This is a genomic window from Xenorhabdus stockiae, from assembly GCF_002632825.1.
Taxonomy (GTDB): Bacteria; Pseudomonadota; Gammaproteobacteria; order Enterobacterales; family Enterobacteriaceae; genus Xenorhabdus; species Xenorhabdus stockiae.
Genome location: NZ_NJAJ01000003.1, coordinates 143,636 through 169,474, shown reverse-complemented (window position 1 = coordinate 169,474; position 25,839 = coordinate 143,636). Strand labels below are relative to the sequence as shown.

Sequence of the window (25,839 nt, the reverse complement as noted above, 5' to 3'; positions counted from 1 at the left end):
AAGGGATTGCCAAATTATAAGAGCTAACTATCAAAAAAATATCTTATTAGGCATGGTTAAAGGAAATAAAAATGAATATTGAAGATGACATTTGGGATACAAAAAAAGCAGCAAAAGAGCTTAACGTTTCCTCAAGAACTGTTGCCAGTTTAATCGCTACAGGTGTCATAGACGGTAAACGGATCGGCAAAGGATATAAAACGACTAAGTCCGCTGTTCTTGCTTATATTAAAAGCCCGATGCAAACTCATGGAGCGAGCAAGGGTGATCGTAATGGAGGTAAATCATGTCAATCACCCAAAGAAACGGAATATGGCACTGTCATTTCTTTACACCGTCAGGAAAGAGAGTTAGGAAATCTCTTGGCACGAGGGACAAAAAGCAAGCGCAGGAGTTGTATGACCAATTAAGAGCTGAGGCTTGGAGGGTTGACCAACTTGATGATCTGCCAACTCGTACATTTGAAGAGTGTTGCATTCGCTGGCTTAGGGAAAAAGAGCATAAAAGGTCACTTGATGACGACAAAACGAAGATTGAGTTTTTCCTACAACACTTTTCAGGCCGGGATGTTTCAACAATAACGGCAGATGAAATTTATGATGCAGTTTCAAATATGAAGAATCGTAAACATTATCAAATCTGGGAGAGCAAAAGAGATGCAGCGCTGAAAAAAGGGGAAAAGCCTCCCGTGTATGAGGCTATTCCTGTGAGTCAGGCAACAAAAAGCCAGCATTTATCCTTCATCAGATCTTTGTTAAGGGCAGCCGCTAATGAATGGAACTGGATTAAATCAGCACCTGTTATCAAAACGAAGAAACCAGTAAGTAAGCGCATAAGATGGCTGACAAAAGATGAAGCGGCAAGGCTCATCGAGTGTATGCCTGAAAGCATCAAGCCTATCGTTATCTTTGCGTTAGCAACAGGGCTTCGGCGTTCTAACATCATCGATCTGGAGTGGCAACAAGTCGACATGCAAAGAAAAGTGGCATGGATAAATCCAGAGAACGCAAAAGCCGGAAAAGCGATAGGTGTCGCTCTGAATGATACCGCATGCCGGGTGTTACGGGATCAGATAGGCAAACACTCAAGGTGGGTCTTTGTGCATACCAAAGCCAAGCACCGACCAGACGGAACATTAACCCCAGCAGTGAGAAAAATGAGGGTTGATGATAATAGTGCTTGGAATATTGGCCTTAAAAAAGCAGGAATAGAAGACTTCCGTTTTCACGACCTACGCCACACATGGGCAAGCTGGTTGATACAATCAGGGGTTCCACTTTCAGCACTTCAAGAAATGGGGGGGTGGGAATCTATCGAAATGGTTAGAAGATATGCACATTTAGCACCCAACCATTTAAGTGAACATGCTTGCAAAATTGATGTGCTTTTTGAAGATAACGACACAAATACGACACAAGGGAAAAATCAAGCGGGTCTGAGATTGGCGTAACATATTGATTTTAAATGGTACGCCCTACAGGATTCGAACCTGTGACCTACGGCTTAGAAGGCCGTTGCTCTATCCAGCTGAGCTAAGGGCGCATTGAGATGTGAAATAAGAAACATCATTAATACAATGCGTTGATGCTGACGTGGATTATACGGGCATAATGGATTGAGTCAATGGCCTTTTCGTTCAGATGCTCATTTTATGATTATCATTAAAACTGACAGGCCGTCCATGTTCTGACAAAATAGCTCCCATTCCTATAATTGATGATGGAATCTTAAATACATGTCAGCAAAAATTATTGATGGGAAAACGATTGCGCAGACAATCAGAAGTGAAGTTGCAGAAAAAGTCAGGCAGCGTGTTGCTGCCGGAAAACGAGCCCCCGGGCTTGCCGTCGTTTTAGTAGGAGAAAATCCCGCTTCCCAAATTTATGTCGCGAGTAAACGCCGCGCCTGTGAGGAGGTTGGTTTTACTTCACGCTCTTATGACATGCCAGACACCACCAGCGAAGCTGAATTACTCTCCCTGATAGATAACTTGAACAATGATCCCGAAATCGACGGTATTTTAGTTCAACTTCCCCTCCCTGCCGGTATTGATAATGTCAAAGTTCTGGAACGCATTCACCCTGATAAGGATGTGGATGGTTTTCACCCCTACAATATCGGTCGCCTGTGCCAGCGTGCTCCAAGATTACGCCCTTGTACGCCACGAGGTATCGTGACTCTGCTCGAGCGTTGTAATATCAATACTTATGGACTAAATGCGGTTATTATTGGGGCCTCCAATATTGTCGGCCGTCCGATGAGTCTTGAGTTGCTGCTGGCTGGATGTACCACAACAGTCACTCATCGCTTCACTACGGATCTACGCCAGCATGTAGAGCAGGCTGATTTATTGATCGTCGCGGTCGGTAAACCAAACTTTATCCCCGGTGAGTGGGTTAAACCCGGCGCAATAGTGATTGATGTGGGTATCAATCGTCTGGAAAATGGGAAAGTTATCGGGGATGTTGACTTTGATAAAGCATCTGAGCACGCAAGCTGGATTTCCCCTGTACCGGGTGGTGTCGGCCCGATGACCGTCGCGACGCTGATTCAAAATACCTTGCAAGCTTGCGAGGAATATCATGATGTAAACAAAACTGAAGGACAGTGATGGAAATTTTTTATTTAGATGGCCACCCTTATGTAGAACTGTGTGATTTACTGAAGCTTCAAGGATGGAGTGAAAGCGGTGCGGCAGCAAAGGCTGCTATCGCAGAGGGTTTGGTTGAAGTTGATTCTCAGGTGGAAACTCGCAAACGCTGCAAAATTGTTGCAGGAAAAGTTATTACTTTCAACGGCGATTCTGTTCGCGTTAAAGAATAATTTAGCTCTTCGCTAATCCCCGTCAAAGAAACGGCACTTTATTATGCGTTACGCATTTAAGGTGCAGTTTTTTTATTGCATACCGCTCTATGTGATGGATATGTTCAACACAGATCTGTGACATTAGCGATGCTTATTAAACAATCACGCCTTAAATGTTTTGGTTTTTTTATTAGTTGCTATACTGAGAAGCTCACTTACAACTGAAAAGGAGTTGATTATGTTAAGTAATAGAGCTGCAAGAAGGTTGTTGGGCATGCCGTATAAGTTAAGCAATTCTAAACGTAGAGTGACTATTTCTCTTTTGAATCTCAACGTCGATACTGATAAACATCAAATACCTGAACATCTGAACCATTCGTCTTTTATTTCCAAAAAAAGAGACGCTTCTTCAGGAAAAATCAGTTATCACTCAGGAAGTGCTTTTTATCCTAACCATCTGAATAAAAATCAATAAAATATCAAGCTGATAGATATCATAGAATAAACCGCCTACAGCGAGGCGGTTTTGGTATTTTTATGGCTGTCTATAATCGATTATTTACGGCGCCATGTTGTGCCCTGTGGGCCATCTTCCAGTTCAATACCCATTGCATTAAGCTGATCACGCGCAGAATCAGCCAAAGCCCAATCTCTGTTTTTACGAGCATCATTACGCTGTTTAATCAGTGCCTCGATTTGGGCAACGTCACCATCGTCATCAGCACCACCTTGCAGGAACTGTTCAGGCTCTTGCTCTAGAAGCCCCAACACTCCCGCCAGCTTACGCAGCTCAGCAGCCAGCCCGTTTGCCGCAGCTATATCGTCAGTTTTCAGGCGATTAATTTCACGTGCCATATCAAACAGTACGGAATAAGCTTCTGGGGTATTGAAGTCATCATTCATGGCTTCAACAAAACGGGATTCAAAAGCTTCACCACCAGCAGGCTGAGCGGATTTATCCGTACCACGCAGAGAGGTATACAGGCGCTCAAGCGCAGTACGAGCCTGTTTAAGGTTCTCTTCCGTATAATTTAACTGACTGCGATAATGACCGGACATCAGGAAATAACGCACTGTCTCAGCATCGTAATATGCCAGCACATCACGGATGGTAAAGAAATTGTTGAGAGACTTCGACATCTTCTCTTTATCCACCATTACCATACCGGAATGCATCCAGTAATTCACATAAGGGCCATCGTGAGCACAGGTAGATTGTGCAATTTCATTTTCATGATGCGGGAACATTAAATCTGAGCCACCACCATGAATATCAAAATGATGCCCCAACTGTTTAGCGTTCATAGCGGAACATTCAATATGCCAGCCCGGACGCCCTGCTCCCCACGGAGATTCCCAGCTTGGCTCACCCGGCTTGGACATTTTCCACAATACGAAATCCATTGGGTTACGTTTAACATCCGCAATTTCAACACGAGCACCGGCCTGTAACTGCTCCAGATCCTGACGGGACAGCAGACCATAATTAGGATTACTATCGATAGAGAACATCACGTCACCATTATCAGCAACGTATGCGTGCCCACGTTTAATCAGCAGTTCAGTAAGCTCAATAATTTCAGGGATATGTTGCATCGCACGCGGTTCTGAATCCGGACGCATAATATTCAGCGCATCAAAATCGCTGTGCATCTCATTCACCATACGGGTAGTCAAGGCATCACAGCTTTCATTATTTTCAATCGCGCGTTTGATGATTTTATCATCTATATCAGTAATATTACGGACATAGGTTAATTCGTAGCCCGAATAACGCAGATAACGGGCAATAATGTCAAATGCGACAAATGTTCTGCCGTGACCAATGTGACACAAATCATAAATGGTGATGCCACACACGTACATGCCCACTTTCCCTTCATGGATCGGCTTAAATTCTTCTTTTTGGCGACTGAGAGTATTGAAAATTTTTAGCATCAGTGGGTTTTCCGTAAAAATTGATGTACGTGTAATAAAAAAACAAAAGCGGACAAATCCGCTGATTTTGGGCTTCCTTATCAGCTAGATAAATAAACTATAATAGAAAAGCCAGATTAGATATTTCACCCTGATACGCGGCACTTTGCAAGCATTGTGATCAGCTTTATTCCCGTGGAATGGCTGAGTACTGACTCAAAATCACAGATATGGTATAAAAGCCGTTGTTTCGCACACTCTAGAATATTAGGGTCAGTCAAAAATATTATTAGGATTTCTATTATGGTGACTTTTCATACCAATTTCGGCGATATCGTGATTAATACTTTCGCTGAAAAAGCGCCTGTAACTGTTGAAAATTTCTTGAATTACTGCCGCGAAGGCTTCTACGATAACACTATTTTTCACCGTGTCATTAATGGCTTCATGATTCAGGGTGGTGGTTTTGAGCCTGGTATGAAGCAGAAAACGACTAAATCTCCTATCCAGAACGAAGCTAATAATGGTCTGCAAAACAGCCGTGGCACTCTGGCAATGGCTCGTACCAATGATCCACACTCTGCAACAGCTCAGTTCTTTATCAATGTTGTTGATAATGATTTCCTGAACTTCCGCTCAGAACGCCCTGACGGCTGGGGTTACTGCGTATTTGCTGAAGTTGTAGAAGGCATGGACGTCGTTGATAAGATTAAAGGTGTTTCAACTGGTCGCAGCGGTATGCATCAGGATGTACCACATGAAGATGTTATCGTTGAACGTGTTACTGTCAGCGAATAATTAGTCGTTACATGAGTACACTGTTTATTGCTGATTTGCATCTCAGTGAGCAGGAACCGGCAATTACTGCCGGTTTTCTACGTTTTTTACGTGAAGACGCAATTCATGCGGAAAGCCTGTATATCCTCGGTGATTTTTTTGATTACTGGATTGGTGACGATGATCCCAACCCTTTACATGCGGAAATCGCACAAGCACTTAATTCTCTGAAACAAAAAGGCGTTTCCTGTTATTTCATTCATGGTAACCGTGATTTTTTATTAAGTTCCCGGTTTGCCAAAGAGAGTGGGCTGATTCTTCTGCCACAGGAAAAAGTTCTGGAACTCTACGGTAAGCGCATTCTTATCCTGCACGGTGATACTCTTTGCACCGATGATACGGGTTATCAGCAATATCGTAAGCGGGTACATACTCCGTGGGTCCAACGGCTGTTTTTACTTCTTCCTTTGTTTATCCGGCTGAAAATTGCAGCCAGAATGCGGGCAGGCAGCCAGTACGCCAATAGCCAGAAATCTGAGTCGATCATGGATGTCAATCAACAAACAGTTATTGAACATTTTAATAAATATCAAGTGGATTGGATGATCCACGGGCACACGCATCGCCCGGCTATCCATGATATCCGCATCGGCGATAAAATATTACATCGTGGTGTATTGGGTGCCTGGCATCATCAAGGATCAATGTTCAAAGTGACAGAAACATCTATTGAATTGGTATCTTTTCCTTTTTGAAGATAGTGAGTTTTTTCTGTAAAAATAAAAAAAGCAACCAACGCAAACGTTTTCCTTCTGCAATTCGCGTGATATTATCCACCACCTTATCCATAATGGATTTCAAGACAACATTATTTTGAACTTTGTTCTGGTGGACATCCAATACAGGAGCATCTGATTTATGACGGCAAGCCCTGATCCCTCACAAACTATCTCCACGGCAGCAACAACCGAAATACAGCATCATGCCAAAATTGCTATTGTCATGGGTTCAAAAAGTGATTGGGCAACAATGCAACACGCAGCTGATATTCTGGCTTCCCTTGATCTTCCTTTTCATGTCGAAATTGTTTCAGCGCATCGAACACCCGATAAACTTTTTCATTTTGCTGAACAAGCAAAAGCAAATGGTTTTGAGGTGATTATTGCCGGTGCGGGAGGCGCTGCTCATCTGCCGGGGATGCTGGCGGCCAAGACATTAGTCCCTGTGTTTGGTGTTCCGGTACAAAGTGCAGCCCTGAGTGGTGTGGATAGCCTTTATTCTATCGTCCAAATGCCTAAAGGGATCCCTGTGGGTACGTTAGCTATCGGTAAGGCAGGCGCAGCAAATGCAGCCTTGCTTGCAGCTCAGGTTCTGGCATTACATGATGAGACTCTATTTCAGCGACTGGCAAACTGGCGTCAGACTCAAACTCAGGATGTTCTGGAAAATCCGGATCCCCGGGAGGATGCATGAGGCCTGTTTGTGTATTGGGTAATGGCCAATTAGGCAGGATGTTACGTCAGGCGGGCGAACCATTAGGGATAGCCGTCTATCCGATTGGGTTGGATGCTGAACCCGAATCTGTTCCCTATCAAAGCAGCATTATTACAGCTGAAATTGAACGCTGGCCTGAAACGGCTTTAACCCGCGAGCTTTCCCATCATAAAGCATTTATTAATCGTGATATTTTCCCGTTACTTGCTGATCGCTTGCCACAGAAACAGCTTTTAAACACGCTTGGGCTGGCAACAGCACCGTGGAAATTATTATCTGATCCTAGCCAATGGCCGCAAATTTTCAGTGAACTGGGTGATTTCACCATCGTAAAACGTCGGGTCGGTGGTTATGACGGTCGTGGACAATGGCGTATCCGGCCGGGTAAAGAAACGGATTTACCCACTGAAATTTATGGTGAATGCATTGTAGAACAAGGGATCCCTTTCTCGGGGGAGGTTTCTCTGGTGGGGGCGCGTAATGCCGACGGAAAATCAGTGTTCTATCCGCTGACCCATAATCTTCATCAGGAAGGAATTCTACGTACAAGTGTTGCCTTTACTAGTGCTAATCGTCAATTACAACAGCAAGCAGAAGAAATGTTGTCCCGCATTATGGAGCACCTGAATTACATCGGTGTTATGGCGATGGAGTGTTTTATTGTCGGTGATGAGTTACTGATCAATGAGCTGGCACCACGGGTACATAACAGTGGCCATTGGACACAAAATGGTGCCTCTATTAGTCAGTTTGAACTTCACCTACGGGCAATTCTGAATTTACCTATGCCTCAACCGGAAATTGTTTCCCCTTCTGTGATGGTCAATCTGATTGGTACTGAAATAAACCCAGAATGGCTCAGTTTACCGTTGGTTCATTTACATTGGTATGGCAAGGAAGTTCGCCCGGGACGTAAAGTGGGGCACTTAAATGTGACACATGCGGACAAAGAAACATTAAAAAACATGTTGAAAACGTTGGCCTTACTATTGCCAACAGAATATCAAAGTAGCCTTAAATGGGCACAAAATAAATTAAGTTGATCAAGTAGCAGCTAAAGAAAGTGGTAGTGATTAAAATAAGCTACCATTTTCCATTTCAATCTTGTCATAAACTGATTAATAGTCAGACAAATACCATCAACAGCAACTAAATATAAAAATTATTAAACAATATAAATATTATATTTTCCAATTAAAAAAACAAACTCAAAATTCACTTCTATTTATTCCTGCTATACTTACAGTACCAGAGATGAATATTCCCATCGTCTTTCAAATTACATTGAAATGGGCAGCGATTAATTTTGAGGTACATGGTGTATGTAACCATTTTTAAACTTTCAGCTTTGCTACTCATGTTATTATTAATATGGAGAAAAATGGAATGAAATCACTTAAAAAACACACAGCATATAGTTTATTTTTGATCATGATATTTTTTTCAAATAATGCTTTTTCTTCTGCGTATTATCATATGAATTTTATAAACAATAGTAACACTGCAAAAGTCACTATCACTCGTGAAGATTACAACTGTATGTATAATACTGGACCATCTCCCATAAAACTATCCTCCAAAGAAAATATATCTTTTGACATAGAAGACAGTAATAATATATTTAGCCATTGCCATGATAAAACAAAATATATTTTATGGTCTGTTAATTATTCTCACGGTTCTGATACAGCCAACTGCAAGATAATAATGGATCATAGTAACGATGATATAGATAACGTCTGGAGAACCTTTTTTGAAACATACGATGAATGTCAATTTCCAGTTAAGTTTACCTGTGATGGTAGTGAACAGGCTTGTCAGAATGGGTTAACCACGAGGCACAAACAACAGTTAACCATGATAATCAACTAAAGACAGAAAGAAAATAGAAAATTATGTCATCTAAACCACAAAAATATATAGGGAGGAATATTAACCCCGCGGTGGTGTACTGCTGTTATATCCCTGCCACCTCAGCAGTTATACCACTATACCGCGGTAAGTTAACACCCCCCTCCAAAACATAGTTCTGTACTTTTTCTTACCAAGAATTATTTTCTTGATAATGCTCTGGACAGAGTATCTACTATTGTCCTTGTTGTTTGGTCTACTTCATAATTAAGAATATCGCCTACTTTAATCTTATTAAGATTCGTTATCCTCAGTGTTTCTGGAATAAGATTTAAAGTAATGGTTTTATTTTCCTCATCAATATGATTGACAGTTAAACTACACCCATGTAGCCCGATAAAACCTTTCAGGAAAAAGTATTTAATATTATCCTGAGGAATTCGGATAACCAGCCGATAAGTTTCGCCTATCTCAGTAAACTCAACCACCTCGGCTATACCCTCTATATGCCCATAAAGACTATGACCGCCATTCTCTTTATTCATCTGATGTGAACGCTCTATATTGACCTGATCACCAATGGAAATAAATTTTAGTGTTGTGGTATCAGCGGTAAAATCAGAAATATCAAAAAAGACTTTGTCTTCATTGAATTGAGTCACTGTCAGACAAGTGCCATCAACCGCTACGCTAGCACCAATGGCAACATCATCAAAAAGACGGTTATTGTTGCTAATTGTTATTGTACTAAAACCATTATTCTTATTGAGTGATAATACCTTCTCTTTACCCTGAACAATTCCTGTATACATGACGTTCACTCCAGAAGTTAACTCATTAATTTTTAAAAAATATACATTAAACACGTATGGTTACATTTACTACGTTGTCACATCATGATTTTTTATATAAATCAAAGAGGAATTTAATATAGCATGATACGTATAAAAATCCTAAAGTTGGTGATTTTATAGCATATCCATAGTTATCCAATATAATTAAACTTCAAGAGTAAACTTCCTTATAAAATATCAGGAACTCAATCGATTACAATATACATTGCCACAATAAAATAAGGTGTTAACATTAAAATAAACGCCTTATTATTTTCTAATTCGGTTTGCAAAATAACTCTCTCCACATGAAATAATGTTACGTCACTTTTATTATAAATAAGAAAATCAAAAAAATATCATTAACTTCCATGTAATTTTTCTTTTATAGCCTCAATCCGATGCCTATAATAACAAATTGCAGGAAAGTAAGAATACTCATAGGAAAAAGAAAAACGTGAAAATATACCAAGTAAAATACCGTCTTTTGAAAAAATAGGACTTCCTGAATCTTCCTTTCTTCCTGTAATATGTGTTCTCAGTTCATAACCATTTATTGCCTCTATTTTACTGAACTTTTCAATTAGTGTTGTCGTTGTCTGATAAATCGTATGTGGTAATATAATTCCATCATCCCCCATTAGTTGATATGCAATCCCCTCAAAGGGATATACCACTCCTGGGCCTCCTTTTGAGCATGATTCAGGTAGTTTTGCTATCTCAGCACCTTTTCCAATAGAAGTCATATCGGTATCTACCTTGAAAATAGCTATATCAACTGACGGCATAAACCTGACTAAACTTTTCCCCGAATAGAGGTGTGCACTCCGACCAAACATTTTGCTATATATTTTCCCATAGCTGACTTCCACATCTCTTTTTTTGGCATTTAACCAATTATCATCAAAACAATGAGAAGCAGTAAGCACCAAGTCACTCCCAATAATTACTCCGCCACATTCATATGAACCACGCTGGTGTATATTGTCAAAGGAAAATAAAAGCTTAACATATGATCCAACATATTTAGGATTCGGTGGATCATCAGCTATTGCGAATCCCTTTTCTGTTATGAAAATTCCCATACAAAAAATTGCAATGAATATATTAATCCAAATTTTCATTTTTTACTCCCTCATGAAGTTATAACATTTCAATACCTTATTATAATTAGAGATAGCTACAGAATGAAAATGCAGTCATCCTTATTGAATTATAGCCGCCCATTCAATTTTCATGATGAATTAACCAGTAAAAATATTTTTTAGAAATCATATATTCATTATATGGAAACAAATAAAAACCTAAAGCAAACCATAAATTTAATTTTTATTATTTTATTTAAACCGTTATTAACAAATTAAAAATAATCACATAAATAAACATCTAATTTATTAAAAAGATAAGTTTCTTAAAAAAGAAAATCACATTCAGTATTAAAAGGTATTTTTCTCTAGTAACATTGACTTCATGATATAGGTGCTATAATTAAAAGCACATAAAGTGGTTATCATAATATTCTCTGAGCTTTGTGGAAAAACCGCATTCAGAATCAGACTGGAAATTTTTTCTCTCTCTATATTATTAAATAATATTTATAAAAAAACCGAATTAATTTAAATTGCATAATAATTTAAATACAAAAGATAGAGGTAACATCATGAAATACACAAATCCACTCATGATTATTGTTTTTTTAATAACTTGGTCAATTAGTTCAGCTTATGCTGGATGTCCTAATGGCAAGAATGGAACCTATACTGGATATGTTGGTAAAATCATTTATAAAAATAATTATGAATATCCCACATTTACTTTAAGTAATTATCCAGATTCTATTATGAGTCTATCAAAAGAAGTAGGGATTAATACACCTAGAGGAAAAAATATTTCTGACCTCCTTATATTAGCAAAATTTAATTTTAATAAAATTACCGTAACATGCACAGATCTGAACGTATCCACTCTAATTTTAGAGGATAATAATGATCCAGAAAACAAATAGAACCCAAAATCATGATGACGACGTAGCTAGATTATTCTGCAATAAATCACAGGTTAATATATTATCTATTATGTAATGATGGTAGGAAATACTAATTCTTCCATGAAATAAAAATCAGATTTTAAATAATAAAAATACTATATTTCCTCTTCCATTCATTTCTCCTTATAAAAGTGCTGGTTTTAACACTAGCACTTTTTTTGATTGTAACGTTAATTTAATTGATGACAGAGAAAATTATGTAATTTTCCGTAAGATAATGAAAAAAGTTAAGTGTAATTCGTTAATTTCGTCAATTTTCCATCAATTGATACCAGTCTTTACTTCAAAAGTGTTTAACTTTCAACCAAAATTGCATTATCACTTGGAAAACAACTAGAGTATCAGACCAGTCATCTATAGGCATTTTTTTCTCAACCCAGTCAAAAATAAATACAAAATCAAGGATACATCTTATTTTCGTACTAACCAATTGAGCTATGGTGTGTTTATTCGATACAGTTTTTCCTGATAACCACTTAAAATAGTGCTGTTTTTAACGGTTCATATCCTTGATGGGGTCATAATGTCCACTCAATACGACAAATTCGGGCGTACTTATCAGTGGTTTTTGCTGATACTTTTAGGCATGGTCTATTTTCTATCCACAGCAACAACCTTTACGTCATTGGGTGTTGTCCTACCCAGTATGATTAATGAACTGGGCTGGAGCTGGACTGATGCCGGTTTAGGATTCACACTGCTTGGCCTGACCTGCGGGCTGTCCAGTTTCCTGCCAACCGTGTTTATTCGCAGGGCCGGTGTTCGGTTCACACTCTTTATTGGGTTACTGATTTTTCTGGCTGGCTTCTACAACCTCTATCATACTCATGCCATTGCATCATATTTCATTGGAACGGCTTTAATTGGTGTCGGTTTTACCTTTCTGGCCACTGTACCCGGCACCTATGTTATTTCACGATTATATGAAAAACAGTCTCTGGCTTTCGGGTTCTATTTTACAATTGGCGGGCTAGGCGGCGTGATTGGCCCGTGGATCTATTTTCTGGCAACCCGGGTCTGGGGAACTTGGCGAATGCACTGGATGATCTCCGCTATAGTGCTCACTGTTTTTGTTATCGTGACTATTTTCACCCTTCGGGAAGGGGAAAAGGAAATTGCCCACGCTAAGGCAGTCAGCCAAAAAAATAATAGGGAAAACTCATCCAGTATATATCGTACACAACAGTTCTGGACAGCCCATCAGGCACTACGGACATGGCAGTTTTATGTTATTGCGGCCACCTACACAGCATTTTTGTGGTGTGGTATTACGGTTAATAGTTTCGCTGTAGCCCATATTATTGAAAATGGTTTTAATGAAGCCATTGCCGCAGGATTACTAAGCTCCATGGCTTTTATCAATGCATTCTCAAGACTGGCCGGAGGTGCTGTCGGGGAATGGCTTGAGCCGAAAAAATTACTGCTTGGTAGCCTGACTATCATTATTCTTGGCTTAATCTCCCTGAGTATTGCCTCTTCATGGCCATTCCTGATTGCATTTACGCTGTTCGTCGGTATGGGATACGGCATGACTTTTCTCGCTTCCAGTGTGTTGCTCGCCAATTATTTTGGTCGTAAGCCTTATCTGGAACTCTTTTCGATCATGAATCTGATTTCTACATTAGCTTGTTTGGCTCCTTTCTTCGCTGGAGCTATTAAAGATTATTCCGGTAGTTTTACCTGGGCTTTCCTCATCATTGCTTTCCCTGTTTTCGCTGTGTTAACCGTAACAATGATGATGAAACCACCCAGCCATAAAATAAGAGGCACTTCAGTTAAAACTGAATAGGATTGCCGCATCGATTGAAGCACAAATAAGGAACTAGTGATGGCAGGCATTGCTGAAGTGACATATCGGGCCAGGTTCATGCAAAGCTGAATTTAGCTGCTCTGATTTGGCGAGTGTCGCCCGGAAATTTACTGTTCTGAAGCATGGGAAGCCAAAGCTTCCCATGATCGGTAATGTGTCAAAAGTGAATAGAACAGAAACGTTTTATTTATTCCGGTAGACGCCGGTATTGCGCCTGCCTGCGCAACAGCCGCACTCCCAGCCAACCCCCGCAAAGTGAAAGTAACAGGCTGCTGATAACTGGCAACAAGAGCCACATCAGCCACTGTGGTTGCCACGGAAACTCAAAGACTTTTGTCTGTAACAGCCAAAGAGCGATTTCAGCCCCAAATGCCGCCGCCAGACCCGCCATAAAACCAAGCAAGGCGAATTCACTCCATAATGTACGCCGCAATAGTTTCTTACTGGCTCCCAGTGTGCGATAAACCACCAGTTCAAGCTGTCTCTGGCTCATACCGACCTGAATTTGTGCCAATAAGAGTAACCCTCCACATATCATTACCAGCACAACCATGATTTCCAGTGCCCGACTAACCTGCTGCAAGATACCTTGGATCTGCTTAACCATAGAACCAATATCCAGCATGCTGATCGTCGGGAAATGACGATTAATTTCTGTCAGTAATTTCCCGTTTCCGACATAATGGAAGCTGGTCAGCCACGTCTGAGGCTGTTGCGCCAGTGTTTCTTTATCAAAAATAAAGAAAAAGTTCGGATGCAGGCTTTCCCAATCTACTTTGCGAATACTGCTGACTGTAACGTCAAAAGTTCTGGTGTCACCGGTGAAAGTCAGTTTATCGCCGATTTTGATCTGCAACCGATCCGCAACCCCCAGCTCAAGAGAAACTTCCTTTGATTGCGGCGGCCAGTTACCTTCAACAAGGGTATTGAACGGCGGCAATTCTTTTTTCCATGTCAAGTTAAGCTCACGCCGTACTGTCGTGCTCTTAGGATGTACTTTGTCAGCCCATTCAATTGCAGACTGCCCATTAATTTCTGTCAGACGCGCCAGCACCACCGGATAAAATTCCGTTGGCTTTACATCATATTGTGCCAACAGCTCATCCACTGGTGTGAGTTGTGGTTGAGTCATATTGATCAGGAAATAATTCGGGCTATCCGGCGGTAACTGTTGCTGCCACTGGTTCAGTAAATCTCCTCTCACCATCACCAGCAATGCCAGTAGCATGAAAGAAAGTGAAAATGCGGCCAACTGAGTCATTGTCTGGAATGGCCGGCATAACAGCCTGCTCACAGCCAGACGCAGGCTCAGCTGGCGAAATGTGATACGACGCAGTAACCACAGACCGCTCCAGCCTAATCCACCTAGTAAAAGTGCTACAACAGGGACTCCCGCCAGTAATGACCATAATAGTGGTTCAGTCCCTGCCAACAGTATTAATCCTCCTGCAATAAGCAGAGCAACTACAGGCAAATAATAGCGTAGTGGCCAGACACTGGCAGAAACACCACTTCTCAATACTCTGGAGGGCTGAGTTGCCATCAACTGATGGTAAGGACGGCCCCCCACCAGCAGAGCAATACTGAACAGAGCACCAATCGCCCACACCCACGGCCACATCCCTGCTTCCGGCAACATTTTAGGCAACATCGCAGCCAGTACCCGGATCAGAGCGGCTTCAAAAACCAGCCCCAGTACAGAACCAACAACAGTTGCTGCAAGTAATATCACCAACCACTGCCCGATAATCCATCGACGCAATGCCCAGCGCCCTGCTCCCAGCGTTTTCAGTATCGCAACCAGATTATGGCGACTACCGCAATAATGCGTCATAGAAACCGCTACGGCAGCGACAGCCAGCAATAATGTCAGCAAGGCCGATAACAACAGGAATTGTTGGGCGCGTTCGATGGATTTTGCCAGCGCACCATTATCCTGTTTTAATGTTAACCAGCGTTGATCCGCTTTTAATTCAGGATCAATTAATTGTTGGAATGACTGAATCGCATCTGGTGAACCTGCAAACATATAACGATAAGTCAGACGGCTGCCCGGCTGAATAGCGCCTGTCGCTTGCGCATCATCGATATTGATTAAAACCCGGGGAGAGAGTTGGAACGGATTAAAGCCACTATCCGGCTCCTGCAAAAGTTCTCCACTAATCTTCAGTGTGGTATCACCAACGTCAAGGCTATCTCCCACTTTGATATGCAATAACGCCAGCAAACGCGGGGCAACCAGAACTGAACCTTTTTCCGGTTTCAGCCCCGGGGGGCTAGTTTCCAGTTCACCATACAACGGATAGTGTTTATCTGCGGCTTTTACATCCGTAAGTTGTGGAACGTCTCCCGCATAAGCCATCGTTGAAAATGAGATCTGGCGGCTGAGTGTCAGCCCCTTTTTCTGTGCCAGTTGCAGCCATGATGGATCAACAGGATATGATGCCCGTAATACCAGATCGCCAGCCAGGAAATCGCGGCTCTGATAATGAACACTCTGATCAATTCGATCACCTATACGCCCTAGCGCCAAAACACAAGCCACAGCCAGCGTCAGCGATAACCAGACAATCAACAGCGATGGAGTACGCCACTCACGCCAGAACCAGCGCCAGATCATGCTTCCTCCTGCAATTTTCCGTCTACCAGACGTAAGCGCCGCTGGCAGCGGGCAGCAAGTTGGCTATCATGAGTGACCAAAATCAGTGTGGTTGCATAATCATGGTTGAGTGAAAACAGGAGATCCGCAATACGCTCACCTGTCTGGCGATCAAGGTTACCTGTCGGTTCATCTGCGAACAAAATTTTAGGGCGGGTACTGAACGCTCTGGCTAATGCAACACGCTGCTGCTCTCCACCTGAAAGCTGGGCTGGCATGTGTTTCAAGCGTTTGCCCAAACCTAGCTGCTCCAGTAATTCGATAGCCTGCTGACGACTCTGACTTTCTGATTCTCCGCGCAGAAGTGCGGGAAGCTGGACATTCTCCAGTGCATTCAAAGTAGGGATCAACATAAACGACTGGAAAACAAAACCGATGTTTTCTGCCCGTAGCTGTGCCCGCTGTTCCTCATTCATATGGCTGATATTCTGCCCCAGCAAATGAACTTCCCCTGAGCTACCGTCATCCAAGCCAGCAATAATACCCAAAAGGGTCGATTTCCCTGAACCTGATTCACCAATTAATGCAATTGTCTGCGCTCGCTCGACAAGCAGCTCAACACCTTGCAATATATTAATTACCTGTTCCCCTTCACCTACATATTTAATGAGATTATGAACTTCAAGAGCACACTCTACAGCCATGTATTTTTCCTTTTATTGTTAATGCTATGCAGCGCCAGAGCAATGGCGGCTGATACTCTGCTTATATTAGGAGACAGCCTCAGTGCAGGTTATCGCCTGCCGGTTGAGCAATCGTGGCCTGTTCTTATGGCAAACCAATGGCATCAATCCGGTAATAAAGTGAATATCATTAATGGTAGTATCAGCGCGAATACCGCAGTACAAGGTTTTGAACGCCTGCCTGAATTACTGAAACAACACAAGCCCAAATGGGTTTTAATCGAACTCGGAGCGAACGATGGGCTACGTGGTTTTCCCGTTCGGCAAATAGAACAGGATCTGCAAAAAGTCATTTCATTAGTCAAACAGAGCAAAGCTCAGCCGCTCTTAATGCAAATCCGCATTCCGCCCAATTATGGGAAACGTTACACCGAATCTTTTGCCGGAATTTACCCTGCTTTATCAAAAAATAATGATATCCCTTTATTGCCCTTTTTTATGGAGCAAGTTGCTATCAAACCGGAATGGATGCAAGATGACGGGTTGCACCCCAATCAGGCCGCACAACCCTTTATTGCTGATTGGATGTCCAGAAAACTATCGGCATATATTACCCATAAGTAAAAATGTTCACTTATTAATAGTAAATCATTTATGCCAGTAAATTGTTGTAAATTGACAGGTAAAGTTATGCAAAAAGCCATTCTTATTACCGGATGCTCCAGTGGTATCGGATTAGCCGCCGCCAAAACGCTTCATCAACGTGGCTATCGTGTTTTGGCTGCTTGCCGTAAACCTGCTGATTTAGCACATATGCGCGAATTAGGTTTAGAACCCATCGAACTGGATTTGGATGATCAGGAAAGTGTTAAGAAAGCCGCTGAGCAAGTTATTGAGTTAACAAATGGTCGTCTATTCGGATTATTCAATAATGGTGGCTTTGGCGTTTATGGCCCGTTGGCGAGTATTTCCCGTGAACAGATGGAAAAACAATTTTCCACGAATTTCTTTGGCACCCATCAACTGACGTCTCTGCTACTGCCAGCAATTCGGGCGAATGGTGAGGGACGGATTATCCAGACCAGCTCTGTGCTGGGGTTAATTTCCACTCCGGGCCGTGGTGCATATTCTGCCAGTAAATATGCGCTTGAAGCCTGGTCTGATGCCCTGAGAATGGAATTAGCTGGAAGTGGAATAAAAGTCAGTCTGATACAGCCGGGGCCGATTAAAACTCGTTTCACTGAAAATGTTGCTCAGACCGAGATTGATAACCCCGTCGAAAACTCGGCAATGGCTCGCCGTTTAACGATGACGCCTGAAGATGTTGTGGAAAAATTAATTCATGCACTGGAAAGCCCTAACCCTAAGTTACGCTATCCTGTGACGCTAATATCTCATGCTGTTACTGTTCTGCGTCGCCTGCTGCCAGCAAGATTAATCGATAAAATCGTATCTTCGCATTAGCCATAAGATTGAAAAACCGGCAGGCTAGCCCTATGTATACTTTAATGAATGCCCTTATAACGAGAGAGAACCCATGGAACCAACAATGAATACTAACAGCAACACTGCTCAGATTGTTCGCATTAATGAAGCAAATATCGCTCAGGTTGTTCAACAGTCTCTAACCACACTTGTTGTATTCTATTTCTGGTCCCCTCAGGATCTGCATTGTCATGAATTAGAGTCCACCCTCGATAAACTCGCCCATGAATATGCCGGTCAATTTATTCTGGCTAAAGTTGATTGTGACCAACTGGGCCATATTTCGGCACAATTTGGTGTGCGGACTGTACCAACCGTACTTTTTGTGCGTGAAGCCCGCCCTTTCCACGGCTTTGAAGGGATGCAAACCGACGAGAATATCAGAAAGATGTTTGCCCAAATTCTGCCACTGTCAGGAAAGTCCCCGCTGGAACAGGCAAGTGAATTACTTGCTGAAGGAAAAAATCAGGAAGCGCTGTCTTTACTGAAAGAAGCTCATCAGGAAGATCCGCAGGATATGGAACTCAGCTTATTTTTGGCTGAAGTTCATATTTCATTCAATCATCTGGAAGAAGCGGAAAAAGTACTGGAAACTATTCCATCAGAAGAGCAAGACCAACGTTATCATGATTTACTGGCCACCATTGAATCACACAAACAAGCAGCGGATTCTCCTGAAATCAGGCAGCTTTTGCTGGAAATGGCATCTCAGCCAGAAAATGCGGAACTTGCGCTTCAATTGGCGTCTAAATTACATGAAGTCGGACGTAATGAAGAAGCGCTTGAATTATTGTTCGGTTTTCTGAAAAAAGATCTCTCTGCTGCCAATGGTGAAGTGAAAAAAACACTAATGGATATTATCACCGCGCTCGGTACCGGAGATGCGCTGGCATCCAGATATCGTCGTCATGTATACTCTTTACTCTATTGATTAAGATCATTTATGTATTCCATGATTAACTAATAAAGGAATTGTTATGGATTTACTTTCTCTCGGGGCTGTGCCCATTCTGATTATTATTGCAGTCGTTATCGTTTTTACCTGTGTTAAGACCGTCCCACAAGGATATCAGTGGACAGTAGAACGTTTCGGCCGCTATACACGCACCTTAACGCCGGGATTGCATATTCTGGTCCCGTTTATTGATCGCGTGGGTCGTAGAATCAATATGATGGAACAAGTACTGGATATTCCATCGCAAGAGGTGATTTCCCGCGATAACGCCAATGTCACTATTGATGCCGTCTGCTTTATTCAGGTTGTCGATCCGGTACGTGCTGCCTATGAAGTCAGTAACCTTGAGCTGTCTATTATCAACCTGACGATGACTAACTTCCGAACTGTTCTGGGTTCAATGGAACTGGACGAAATGCTGTCACAGCGCGATTTAATTAACAGCCGCCTGCTGACCATCGTCGATGAAGCGACTAACCCGTGGGGGGTGAAAATTACCCGTATCGAGATCCGTGATGTACGTCCACCGAAGGAATTGATCTCAGCAATGAATGCCCAGATGAAAGCTGAACGTACTAAACGTGCAGATATTCTGGAAGCTGAAGGGGTTCGTCAGGCCGCTATTCTGAAAGCCGAAGGGGAAAAGCAGTCTCAGATCCTGAAAGCAGAAGGTGAACGCCAATCAGCATTCTTACAGGCAGAAGCCCGTGAACGTGCCGCAGAAGCTGAAGCAAGAGCAACAAAAATGGTTTCTGACGCGATTGCTGACGGCAATATGCAGGCGATTAACTACTTTGTCGCCCAGAAATATACGGATGCTCTTACCAGTATCGGTGCAGCAGATAATAGCAAAGTCATTATGATGCCGCTGGATGCCAGCAATCTGATGGGTGCTATCGGAGGTATTGCTGAGCTGATTAACGAAAGTAAGAAGGATAGACAGGATAACTAACTATGATTGAACAGATAGCCACTCAACCGGTCTGGTTCTGGCTCTGTTTTGGTGGATTACTGTTAATTGCTGAATTGCTGGGTACGGGGGGATATTTGCTGTGGACAGGGATTGCAGCGGTCATTGTCGCCCTGATCACATGGATTTTTCCCTCAATGAGCTGGGAGCTACAAGGCATACTGTTTGCTTTATTAACATTACTCTCTGCTATCGCGTGGCGGGCCTGGTTGCGCCGCCACCCGCAAAAGAGTAGTGATGAGAGGCTCAATCAGAAAAATCAGCAATTAATCGGGCAGCACGCCCGCTTAACGACAGATACTGAAAATGGCTATGGACGAATCAAACTGGCTGATGGTAGCTGGCGCATTCACTGTGACCATGAACTCACTGCCAATACAGAAGTTGAAATCATCGCCGTCGACGGGATCACACTGAAGGTTAAGCCGGTATAATACAGGGTGGCAACAAACCGACACAGAAAATATTAAACCCTTGTTGTCAGTTAATGCAGTTAGCCATCCAGCAACCTTTAATTTTGATATAAATTGCCCTCATTCATCAACGACACTCCCTAATACAGGCTGGCTATGCCAGCCATATTTAACCTTTCATGAAACCAAACGATGAATCCAGTGGAAAACGTTGAAAACGGCCATTGACTGGAGTTTAGTAATTTCTGTTTACAATATGTTACAGGTAACTGAATTATCATTCATTTATCGTTATATCAAAACTTATCAATACCACATAACCCTAGCAAACAAGCACACCTAAGCTCTGACAGGATGTACGTTTCTTCTGAAAAGAACAGCAGAAATGACAGATCCATTTCGAACGAATAGTCAAGATAAAAATATCTCAATGTAGCGAAAGTTAAAATTAATCGAATACCCAGTTCTGAGAAAAACGAATAGGGATTTAATCATGACTTTTAAAATCATTTGCTGCGATGGCGGCGGAATTCGTGGTTTGCTAACAGCCAAACTTATCGAAGATCTCGATAAGAAATTTCATATTATTAAAAGAACCAATGGATTTGCCGGAACATCCACAGGAGGCTTATTAGCTCTGGGCATGGCACACGGTGTCCCTATCTCAAAAATAGTTGATTTATACAAAAAGGAGGGGGCTAATATTTTCAAAGTCCATAGTTTATTACAGAATAAATACAAGACTGGAATTTGTGATTTTCCGGTCCCCAAACTTACCCAAGAGCTCGATAGACAATTTCAAATTCAAATTACTAAAAAAACCAGTAGGATTGCGGGGATATCCACAGAAGGGATATCATCACAAGATATCACTCTTTCGAAAATGGTTGGCCGCTACAGAAATGATGGCATTCAGCATTTTGGCTCGAATGAGATATCACTACAAAATATAAGCAGGGCTAGAGGGTTTTCCGCTCAAAATGATGAACCTCTTGGAAGACCGGGTCTTATGGGCGCAAGATATTACAGCAGTAACCTGAAAACAATTCTACAGAAACTCTTTTCTGATGCACAACTATCCAGTTCAAGATGCTTTATAGCGATTAATGCGGCCCAGCTTTGGAACGAAAACAATCAATCCTGGCTACCGTGCACATTTTCCAATCTACCAGAAAATCCCTTTCGTAATATCTCCATGGTTGATGCAGCAATGGCAACATCCGCGGCTCCAACGTACTTCCCGCCATACCGTATTCAGGTGAATAGCACAGATTTTGGCTATTTCGTAGATGGTGGGGTTTTTGCCAATAATCCGTCCATGACAGCACTTACCGAAGCATTATCACTGAAGGGAATTTCTGGCCCAACTGATATCCGCATGCTATCCGTAGGTACCGGAGATATGTCTAACGGAGTGAGTTCGATCAATTTCGACTACTGTGCACCACCGTTAAGCTGGGGAGTAAATTGCTGGTTGTGGCCTCTGCGGTGGGGGAACAAAGATGAGATACCACCAGCAGCTCTGTTGATGCTCATATTTGAAACGACGGCTAAAATGGCAGAACTTCAGACCGCAAAAATTCTTGGAAAAAACTACTTACGCGCAAATTTTACGCTCAGTAAACCGTTCGATATAGACGATTGGAAACATATCGAAATCCTTGAAGCTGAAGTGGATAAATATTTGCAAACACCTGACTGGGAGCGCATATGCAATCAGGTTAAGCGACTCTGGATATAAATACACAGGCCCCTGACAATTAAGCTGATATCATCAACCATGTTTTGCACAAATACCAGATAGTTGTTCAATGATGGGGCATTCAGCGCCATCATTTCCCGGACATTCAGCCGCCAGTGTTAATAACTTTTTCCTGATATTCTGCAATTCTGCAATCGTTTTTTCTATTTCAGCCACTTTTTGCAATGTTGCAGCCTTGACATCAATACTATGGCGATTAGGGTTGTGAAATAATCGTAATAGTTCCCTGCACTCTTCCAGAGTAAACCCCACCTCTCTCGCCTGCCGTAAAAGGATTAATTCATCAATATGCTTCTGTTGATAAAAACGGTAGCCATTCTCTTCCCGCCCCGGCGCTGTAATCAAATCTTTTTCTTCATAGAACCTGATAGCTTTGCTGGTTAAGCCCGTTTTCTGGGCAATTTCACTGATATTCATCATTCCCCCTTGACCTTCCCCTTGCAGGAAGGTTTAGCCTAAACAGATAACGAGCTATCCCCAATAATAATAGTAAGTATATCCCAATGAATTTTAAGTTGCATCGCGGGGTATATCACTCTGTTTCAGGAGATTTTACTATGTCTACAACAACCATTCTTGCACTTCAGGGCTTAACCTGTATGCACTGTGTCAACAGGGTCAAAAAAGCGTTGGAGCATCTACCCGGAGTTGAACAGGCTGAGGTCACTACTGAATACGCTAAAGTTATCAGTAACGTAACACCTGATGCCTTGATAGCGGCTATCCGTGATGCTGGTTATCAGGCTTCAATCGCAGATCGCCCCGATGTTGAGTTACAACTTTCCGGATTAAGCTGTATGAAGTGTGTCGGCAAAACCCAAAAAACTCTGGAGTCAGTGGAAGGTGTCGTTGCTGCTGAAGTCGATAAGCAATCAGCCAGAATTTACGGCAAGGCTGAAGAGAATGCCTTAGTTAATGCGGTGAAACAAGCTGGCTATCATGCTGAATCAGCCATGAGTGCGCATCTCCCAAAAAATGAGCCGCTGACAACACCTGAGCCAGAATTTTTACCAGCGGCAACAGATCCCGCCTCTGTTCCGATCGCAAAATCTGATAAAAAAACTGGCTCTGATGCTCCTCATAACAGCGAGCACAGCATTCAGCTTCTGCTGGATGGCATGAGCTGCGCAAGCTGCGTCAGTAAAGTACAAAAAGCCCTGCAATCTGTTGAAGGTGTTAAAAATGCCAGAGTCAATCTGGCGGAAAGAAGTGCTCTGGTCACAGGCTCCGCCTCCTCCGAGGCTTTGGTCGATTCAGTTATCAAAGCCGGTTATGGAGCTGAAATCATTCTGGATGAAACTGAACGCCGGGAACGACAGCAACAGATTGCACAAGCCAATATGCGCCGTTTCCGCTGGCAATCAGCCCTCGCTCTGATTGTCGGTGTTCCGGTTATGATTTGGGGCATGATAGGCGACAATATGATGCTCACACCGGAAAATCATACCATCTGGCTGAGCATTGGTCTGGTGACTCTTGCCGTCATGGTATTTGCTGGCGGGCATTTCTATCGCAACGCCTGGCAAAGCCTGAAAAACGGCAGCGCGACAATGGATACATTAGTTGCACTGGGAACAGGAGCAGCATGGCTGTATTCCATCAGCGTCAACTTATGGCCAGATATTTTTCCAGCTCAGGCGCGTCATATTTATTATGAAGCCAGCGCTATCATTATTGGCTTAATTAATCTTGGTCATGCCTTAGAACAGCGAGCACGCCAGCGTTCTTCACAAGCACTTGAGCGACTGTTGGATTTAACGCCTCCAACGGCCCGAGTCATCACATCAGAAGGCGAAGTGTCATTACCGCTGGCTGATGTTGAACCCGATATGACATTGCGGCTGGTAACAGGTGATCGGGTTCCCGTTGATGGAGAGATCACTCAGGGCACTGTCTGGCTGGATGAAGCGATGCTGACGGGAGAAGCTATTCCTCAGCAAAAAACAATCGGTGATACAGTTCATGCCGGGACAGTCGTTCAGGATGGAACGGTGCTGTTCAAAGCTTCAGCCGTAGGCAGCCAAACTACTTTAGCCAGAATTATCAATCTGGTGCGTCAGGCACAAAGCAGTAAACCGGAAATCGGCCAACTGGTGGATAAAATATCCTCAATATTTGTTCCTGTCGTCGTTGTTATTGCATTGGTTGCCGGAGCTATCTGGTATTTTGCCGGCCCGGCTCCGCAAATCATGTATGCACTGGTCATTATCACAACGGTACTGATTATTGCCTGCCCTTGTGCACTTGGTCTGGCAACACCAATGTCTATTATTTCAGGAGTCGGAAGGGCTGCTGAATTAGGCGTATTAATACGCGATGCTGATGCCCTGCAACAGGCCAGTCAACTCGATACCCTTGTTTTTGACAAAACCGGAACCCTGACAGAAGGCATGCCACAGGTTACGGAAATTCATACTTTCAACGGCTACACGGAAGAACAGGTATTACTGTGGGCAGGTGCGCTGGAAAGCGGTTCAAACCATCCTTTAGCAAAAGCAATTCTCCTGAAAGCTGAAAACAGAAAAATAGAGAGTAAACAATTACCTGACGTCACGCAGTTTCGCACTCTGGCAGGCACAGGGATTAGCGGCAATATCGGTAACACGACACTGCTGTTAGGTAATCTGAGCCTACTTGAACAAAATCAGGTTGAAACAACCACATTAAAACAGCAAGTGGCACAACAGGCGGAAAAAGGTATTACCCCTGTTCTTCTGGCTGTTGACGGTAAAATAGCAGCCCTGTTTTCAATACGTGATCCACTCCGTCAGGATACAATCTCGGCCCTGCAACGTCTGCATAAGCAGGGGTATCATTTAGTAATGCTGACGGGAGATCATCCGGCAACGGCTAATGCTATCGCCAAAGAAGCGGGCATTGATCAGGTTATTGCTGGTGTCTTGCCTGATGGTAAGGCAGCAACTATTCAGACCTTACAATCTGAGGGAAGAAAAGTAGCGATGATTGGTGACGGAATTAATGATGCTCCGGCATTAGCACAAGCCGATGTAGGTATTGCAATGGGAAGCGGTAGTGATATTGCTATTGAAACAGCATCAATTACCCTGATGCGCCACAGCCTGCATGGAGTTGCCGATGCCGTTGAATTATCTAAAGGAACATTGCGTAATATGAAGCAGAACCTGTTCGGGGCGTTTATTTATAATACACTGGGTATCCCGATTGCAGCCGGTATCCTCTACCCTTTCACCGACACATTATTAAACCCGGTGATTGCTAGTGCCGCCATGGCTCTCTCTTCCATTACCGTAGTCAGTAACGCTAACCGATTATTACGTTTTAAAACGAAAGGTTAAGTGATTTAAGATTCGAAAAGCTAAACAAGGAAGTTTAGCTTTCTACTTATCATACATACCCTATGAATTTCGCACTTTTTCACACTTTCCTGTTAACCTTTAATACATTAGCATATCAACT

25 protein-coding genes and 1 tRNA gene are annotated in these 25,839 nt (G+C 42.6%); 19 read left to right on the top strand and 7 right to left on the bottom strand.

Annotated features, from left to right (window positions below):
* Window positions 1-71: 71 nt before the first annotated feature.
* Both Xsto_RS22100 and Xsto_RS02020 read left to right on the top strand, forming a co-directional pair.
* Window positions 72-410, top strand: a complete 339-nt coding sequence (locus Xsto_RS22100) for a helix-turn-helix domain-containing protein (RefSeq protein ID WP_244590324.1) — start codon at window positions 72-74, stop codon at window positions 408-410.
* Complete coding sequence (locus tag Xsto_RS02020) at window positions 293-1,450, top strand: tyrosine-type recombinase/integrase (protein WP_244590326.1); 1,158 nt, start codon at window positions 293-295, stop codon at window positions 1,448-1,450. Before Xsto_RS22100 ends, Xsto_RS02020 begins: the two co-directional genes overlap by 118 nt.
* Before the next feature lie 15 nt (window positions 1,451-1,465).
* Here Xsto_RS02020 and Xsto_RS02015 read toward each other — a convergent pair.
* A tRNA-Arg gene (locus tag Xsto_RS02015) sits at window positions 1,466-1,542 on the bottom strand.
* A 193-nt stretch (window positions 1,543-1,735) separates the two neighbouring features.
* Between Xsto_RS02015 and folD the strand changes: the two genes are divergently transcribed.
* The 3 genes from folD (at window position 1,736) to sra (ending at window position 3,280) form a co-directional block, all read left to right on the top strand.
* The gene (folD, locus tag Xsto_RS02010; protein WP_099111330.1) at window positions 1,736-2,611 is read left to right on the top strand and encodes a bifunctional methylenetetrahydrofolate dehydrogenase/methenyltetrahydrofolate cyclohydrolase FolD; all 876 of its coding nucleotides are present in this window, start codon (window positions 1,736-1,738) and stop codon (window positions 2,609-2,611) included.
* Window positions 2,611-2,823, top strand: a complete 213-nt coding sequence (gene ybcJ / locus Xsto_RS02005; RefSeq protein WP_099111331.1) for a ribosome-associated protein YbcJ — start codon at window positions 2,611-2,613, stop codon at window positions 2,821-2,823. The genes folD and ybcJ overlap by 1 nt, the downstream gene beginning before the upstream one ends.
* Before the next feature lie 220 nt (window positions 2,824-3,043).
* A complete protein-coding gene (gene sra / locus Xsto_RS02000) occupies window positions 3,044-3,280 on the top strand; it encodes a stationary-phase-induced ribosome-associated protein (protein WP_099123930.1) in 237 nt (78 codons plus the stop codon).
* 80 nt (window positions 3,281-3,360) lie between these two features.
* Here sra and cysS read toward each other — a convergent pair whose 3' ends face one another.
* The gene (gene cysS, locus Xsto_RS01995) at window positions 3,361-4,743 is read right to left on the bottom strand and encodes a cysteine--tRNA ligase (protein WP_099123929.1); all 1,383 of its coding nucleotides are present in this window, start codon (window positions 4,741-4,743) and stop codon (window positions 3,361-3,363) included.
* Between the two features lie 282 nt (window positions 4,744-5,025).
* On the opposite strand from cysS, the gene ppiB reads away from it, so the two are divergent.
* The 5 genes from ppiB (at window position 5,026) to Xsto_RS01970 (ending at window position 8,865) form a co-directional block, all read left to right on the top strand.
* The gene (ppiB, locus tag Xsto_RS01990) at window positions 5,026-5,520 is read left to right on the top strand and encodes a peptidylprolyl isomerase B (RefSeq protein ID WP_099111334.1); all 495 of its coding nucleotides are present in this window, start codon (window positions 5,026-5,028) and stop codon (window positions 5,518-5,520) included.
* 11 nt (window positions 5,521-5,531) lie between these two features.
* Window positions 5,532-6,254 (top strand): UDP-2,3-diacylglucosamine diphosphatase, encoded by a 723-nt coding sequence (gene lpxH / locus Xsto_RS01985; RefSeq protein WP_099111335.1) that lies wholly within the window; start codon window positions 5,532-5,534, stop codon window positions 6,252-6,254.
* Window positions 6,255-6,417: 163 nt separating this feature from the next.
* Window positions 6,418-6,972: a 5-(carboxyamino)imidazole ribonucleotide mutase gene (gene purE, locus Xsto_RS01980; protein ID WP_099111336.1), complete on the top strand. Its 555-nt coding sequence runs from the start codon at window positions 6,418-6,420 to the stop codon at window positions 6,970-6,972.
* Window positions 6,969-8,036, top strand: coding sequence for a 5-(carboxyamino)imidazole ribonucleotide synthase (gene purK, locus Xsto_RS01975; protein WP_099111337.1), 1,068 nt, complete (start codon window positions 6,969-6,971; stop codon window positions 8,034-8,036). The genes purE and purK overlap by 4 nt, the downstream gene beginning before the upstream one ends.
* Before the next feature lie 343 nt (window positions 8,037-8,379).
* Entirely contained in the window at window positions 8,380-8,865 is a 486-nt protein-coding gene (locus Xsto_RS01970) for a hypothetical protein (protein ID WP_099111338.1), read from the top strand.
* Window positions 8,866-9,044: 179 nt separating this feature from the next.
* Here Xsto_RS01970 and Xsto_RS01965 read toward each other — a convergent pair whose 3' ends face one another.
* On the bottom strand, window positions 9,045-9,656 hold the full coding sequence (locus Xsto_RS01965) for a riboflavin synthase subunit alpha (protein WP_099111339.1): 612 nt from the start codon (window positions 9,654-9,656) through the stop codon (window positions 9,045-9,047).
* Window positions 9,657-10,039: 383 nt separating this feature from the next.
* The gene (locus Xsto_RS01960; protein ID WP_099123928.1) at window positions 10,040-10,801 is read right to left on the bottom strand and encodes a trypsin-like serine protease; all 762 of its coding nucleotides are present in this window, start codon (window positions 10,799-10,801) and stop codon (window positions 10,040-10,042) included.
* Between the two features lie 536 nt (window positions 10,802-11,337).
* Here Xsto_RS01960 and Xsto_RS01955 point away from each other — a divergent pair.
* Both Xsto_RS01955 and Xsto_RS01950 read left to right on the top strand, forming a co-directional pair.
* Complete coding sequence (locus Xsto_RS01955) at window positions 11,338-11,682, top strand: hypothetical protein (protein WP_099111341.1); 345 nt, start codon at window positions 11,338-11,340, stop codon at window positions 11,680-11,682.
* Window positions 11,683-12,247: 565 nt separating this feature from the next.
* Window positions 12,248-13,513, top strand: coding sequence for an MFS transporter (locus tag Xsto_RS01950; RefSeq protein WP_099123927.1), 1,266 nt, complete (start codon window positions 12,248-12,250; stop codon window positions 13,511-13,513).
* Between the two features lie 208 nt (window positions 13,514-13,721).
* Here Xsto_RS01950 and ybbP read toward each other — a convergent pair whose 3' ends face one another.
* Both ybbP and ybbA read right to left on the bottom strand, forming a co-directional pair.
* Window positions 13,722-16,154, bottom strand: coding sequence for a putative ABC transporter permease subunit YbbP (gene ybbP / locus Xsto_RS01945; RefSeq protein WP_099123926.1), 2,433 nt, complete (start codon window positions 16,152-16,154; stop codon window positions 13,722-13,724).
* Entirely contained in the window at window positions 16,151-16,837 is a 687-nt protein-coding gene (gene ybbA, locus Xsto_RS01940) for a putative ABC transporter ATP-binding protein YbbA (RefSeq protein WP_099111344.1), read from the bottom strand. Before ybbA ends, ybbP begins: the two co-directional genes overlap by 4 nt.
* Between ybbA and tesA the strand changes: the two genes are divergently transcribed.
* The 6 genes from tesA to Xsto_RS01910 all read left to right on the top strand — a co-directional run bounded on the left by tesA (window position 16,808) and on the right by Xsto_RS01910 (window position 22,380).
* The gene (gene tesA / locus Xsto_RS01935; protein WP_211284279.1) at window positions 16,808-17,440 is read left to right on the top strand and encodes a multifunctional acyl-CoA thioesterase I/protease I/lysophospholipase L1; all 633 of its coding nucleotides are present in this window, start codon (window positions 16,808-16,810) and stop codon (window positions 17,438-17,440) included. The two genes, ybbA and tesA, sit on opposite strands and share 30 nt — an antisense overlap.
* Window positions 17,441-17,506: 66 nt before the next feature.
* The gene (locus Xsto_RS01930; RefSeq protein ID WP_099111345.1) at window positions 17,507-18,280 is read left to right on the top strand and encodes an SDR family oxidoreductase; all 774 of its coding nucleotides are present in this window, start codon (window positions 17,507-17,509) and stop codon (window positions 18,278-18,280) included.
* Between the two features lie 73 nt (window positions 18,281-18,353).
* Window positions 18,354-19,232 carry a co-chaperone YbbN gene (locus Xsto_RS01925; RefSeq protein ID WP_099111346.1) on the top strand — a complete coding sequence of 293 codons (879 nt, stop codon included), beginning with the start codon at window positions 18,354-18,356 and terminating at the stop codon, window positions 19,230-19,232.
* Window positions 19,233-19,278: 46 nt separating this feature from the next.
* Entirely contained in the window at window positions 19,279-20,208 is a 930-nt protein-coding gene (locus tag Xsto_RS01920; RefSeq protein WP_099111347.1) for an SPFH domain-containing protein, read from the top strand.
* Between the two features lie 2 nt (window positions 20,209-20,210).
* Window positions 20,211-20,660 (top strand): NfeD family protein, encoded by a 450-nt coding sequence (locus Xsto_RS01915; protein ID WP_099123925.1) that lies wholly within the window; start codon window positions 20,211-20,213, stop codon window positions 20,658-20,660.
* Between the two features lie 472 nt (window positions 20,661-21,132).
* The gene (locus Xsto_RS01910) at window positions 21,133-22,380 is read left to right on the top strand and encodes a patatin-like phospholipase family protein (RefSeq protein WP_099111349.1); all 1,248 of its coding nucleotides are present in this window, start codon (window positions 21,133-21,135) and stop codon (window positions 22,378-22,380) included.
* Between the two features lie 33 nt (window positions 22,381-22,413).
* Here Xsto_RS01910 and cueR read toward each other — a convergent pair whose 3' ends face one another.
* Complete coding sequence (gene cueR / locus Xsto_RS01905) at window positions 22,414-22,818, bottom strand: Cu(I)-responsive transcriptional regulator (protein ID WP_099111350.1); 405 nt, start codon at window positions 22,816-22,818, stop codon at window positions 22,414-22,416.
* Between the two features lie 140 nt (window positions 22,819-22,958).
* Between cueR and copA the strand changes: the two genes are divergently transcribed.
* Window positions 22,959-25,718: a copper-exporting P-type ATPase CopA gene (copA, locus tag Xsto_RS01900; protein ID WP_099123924.1), complete on the top strand. Its 2,760-nt coding sequence runs from the start codon at window positions 22,959-22,961 to the stop codon at window positions 25,716-25,718.
* Window positions 25,719-25,839 lie beyond the last annotated feature (121 nt).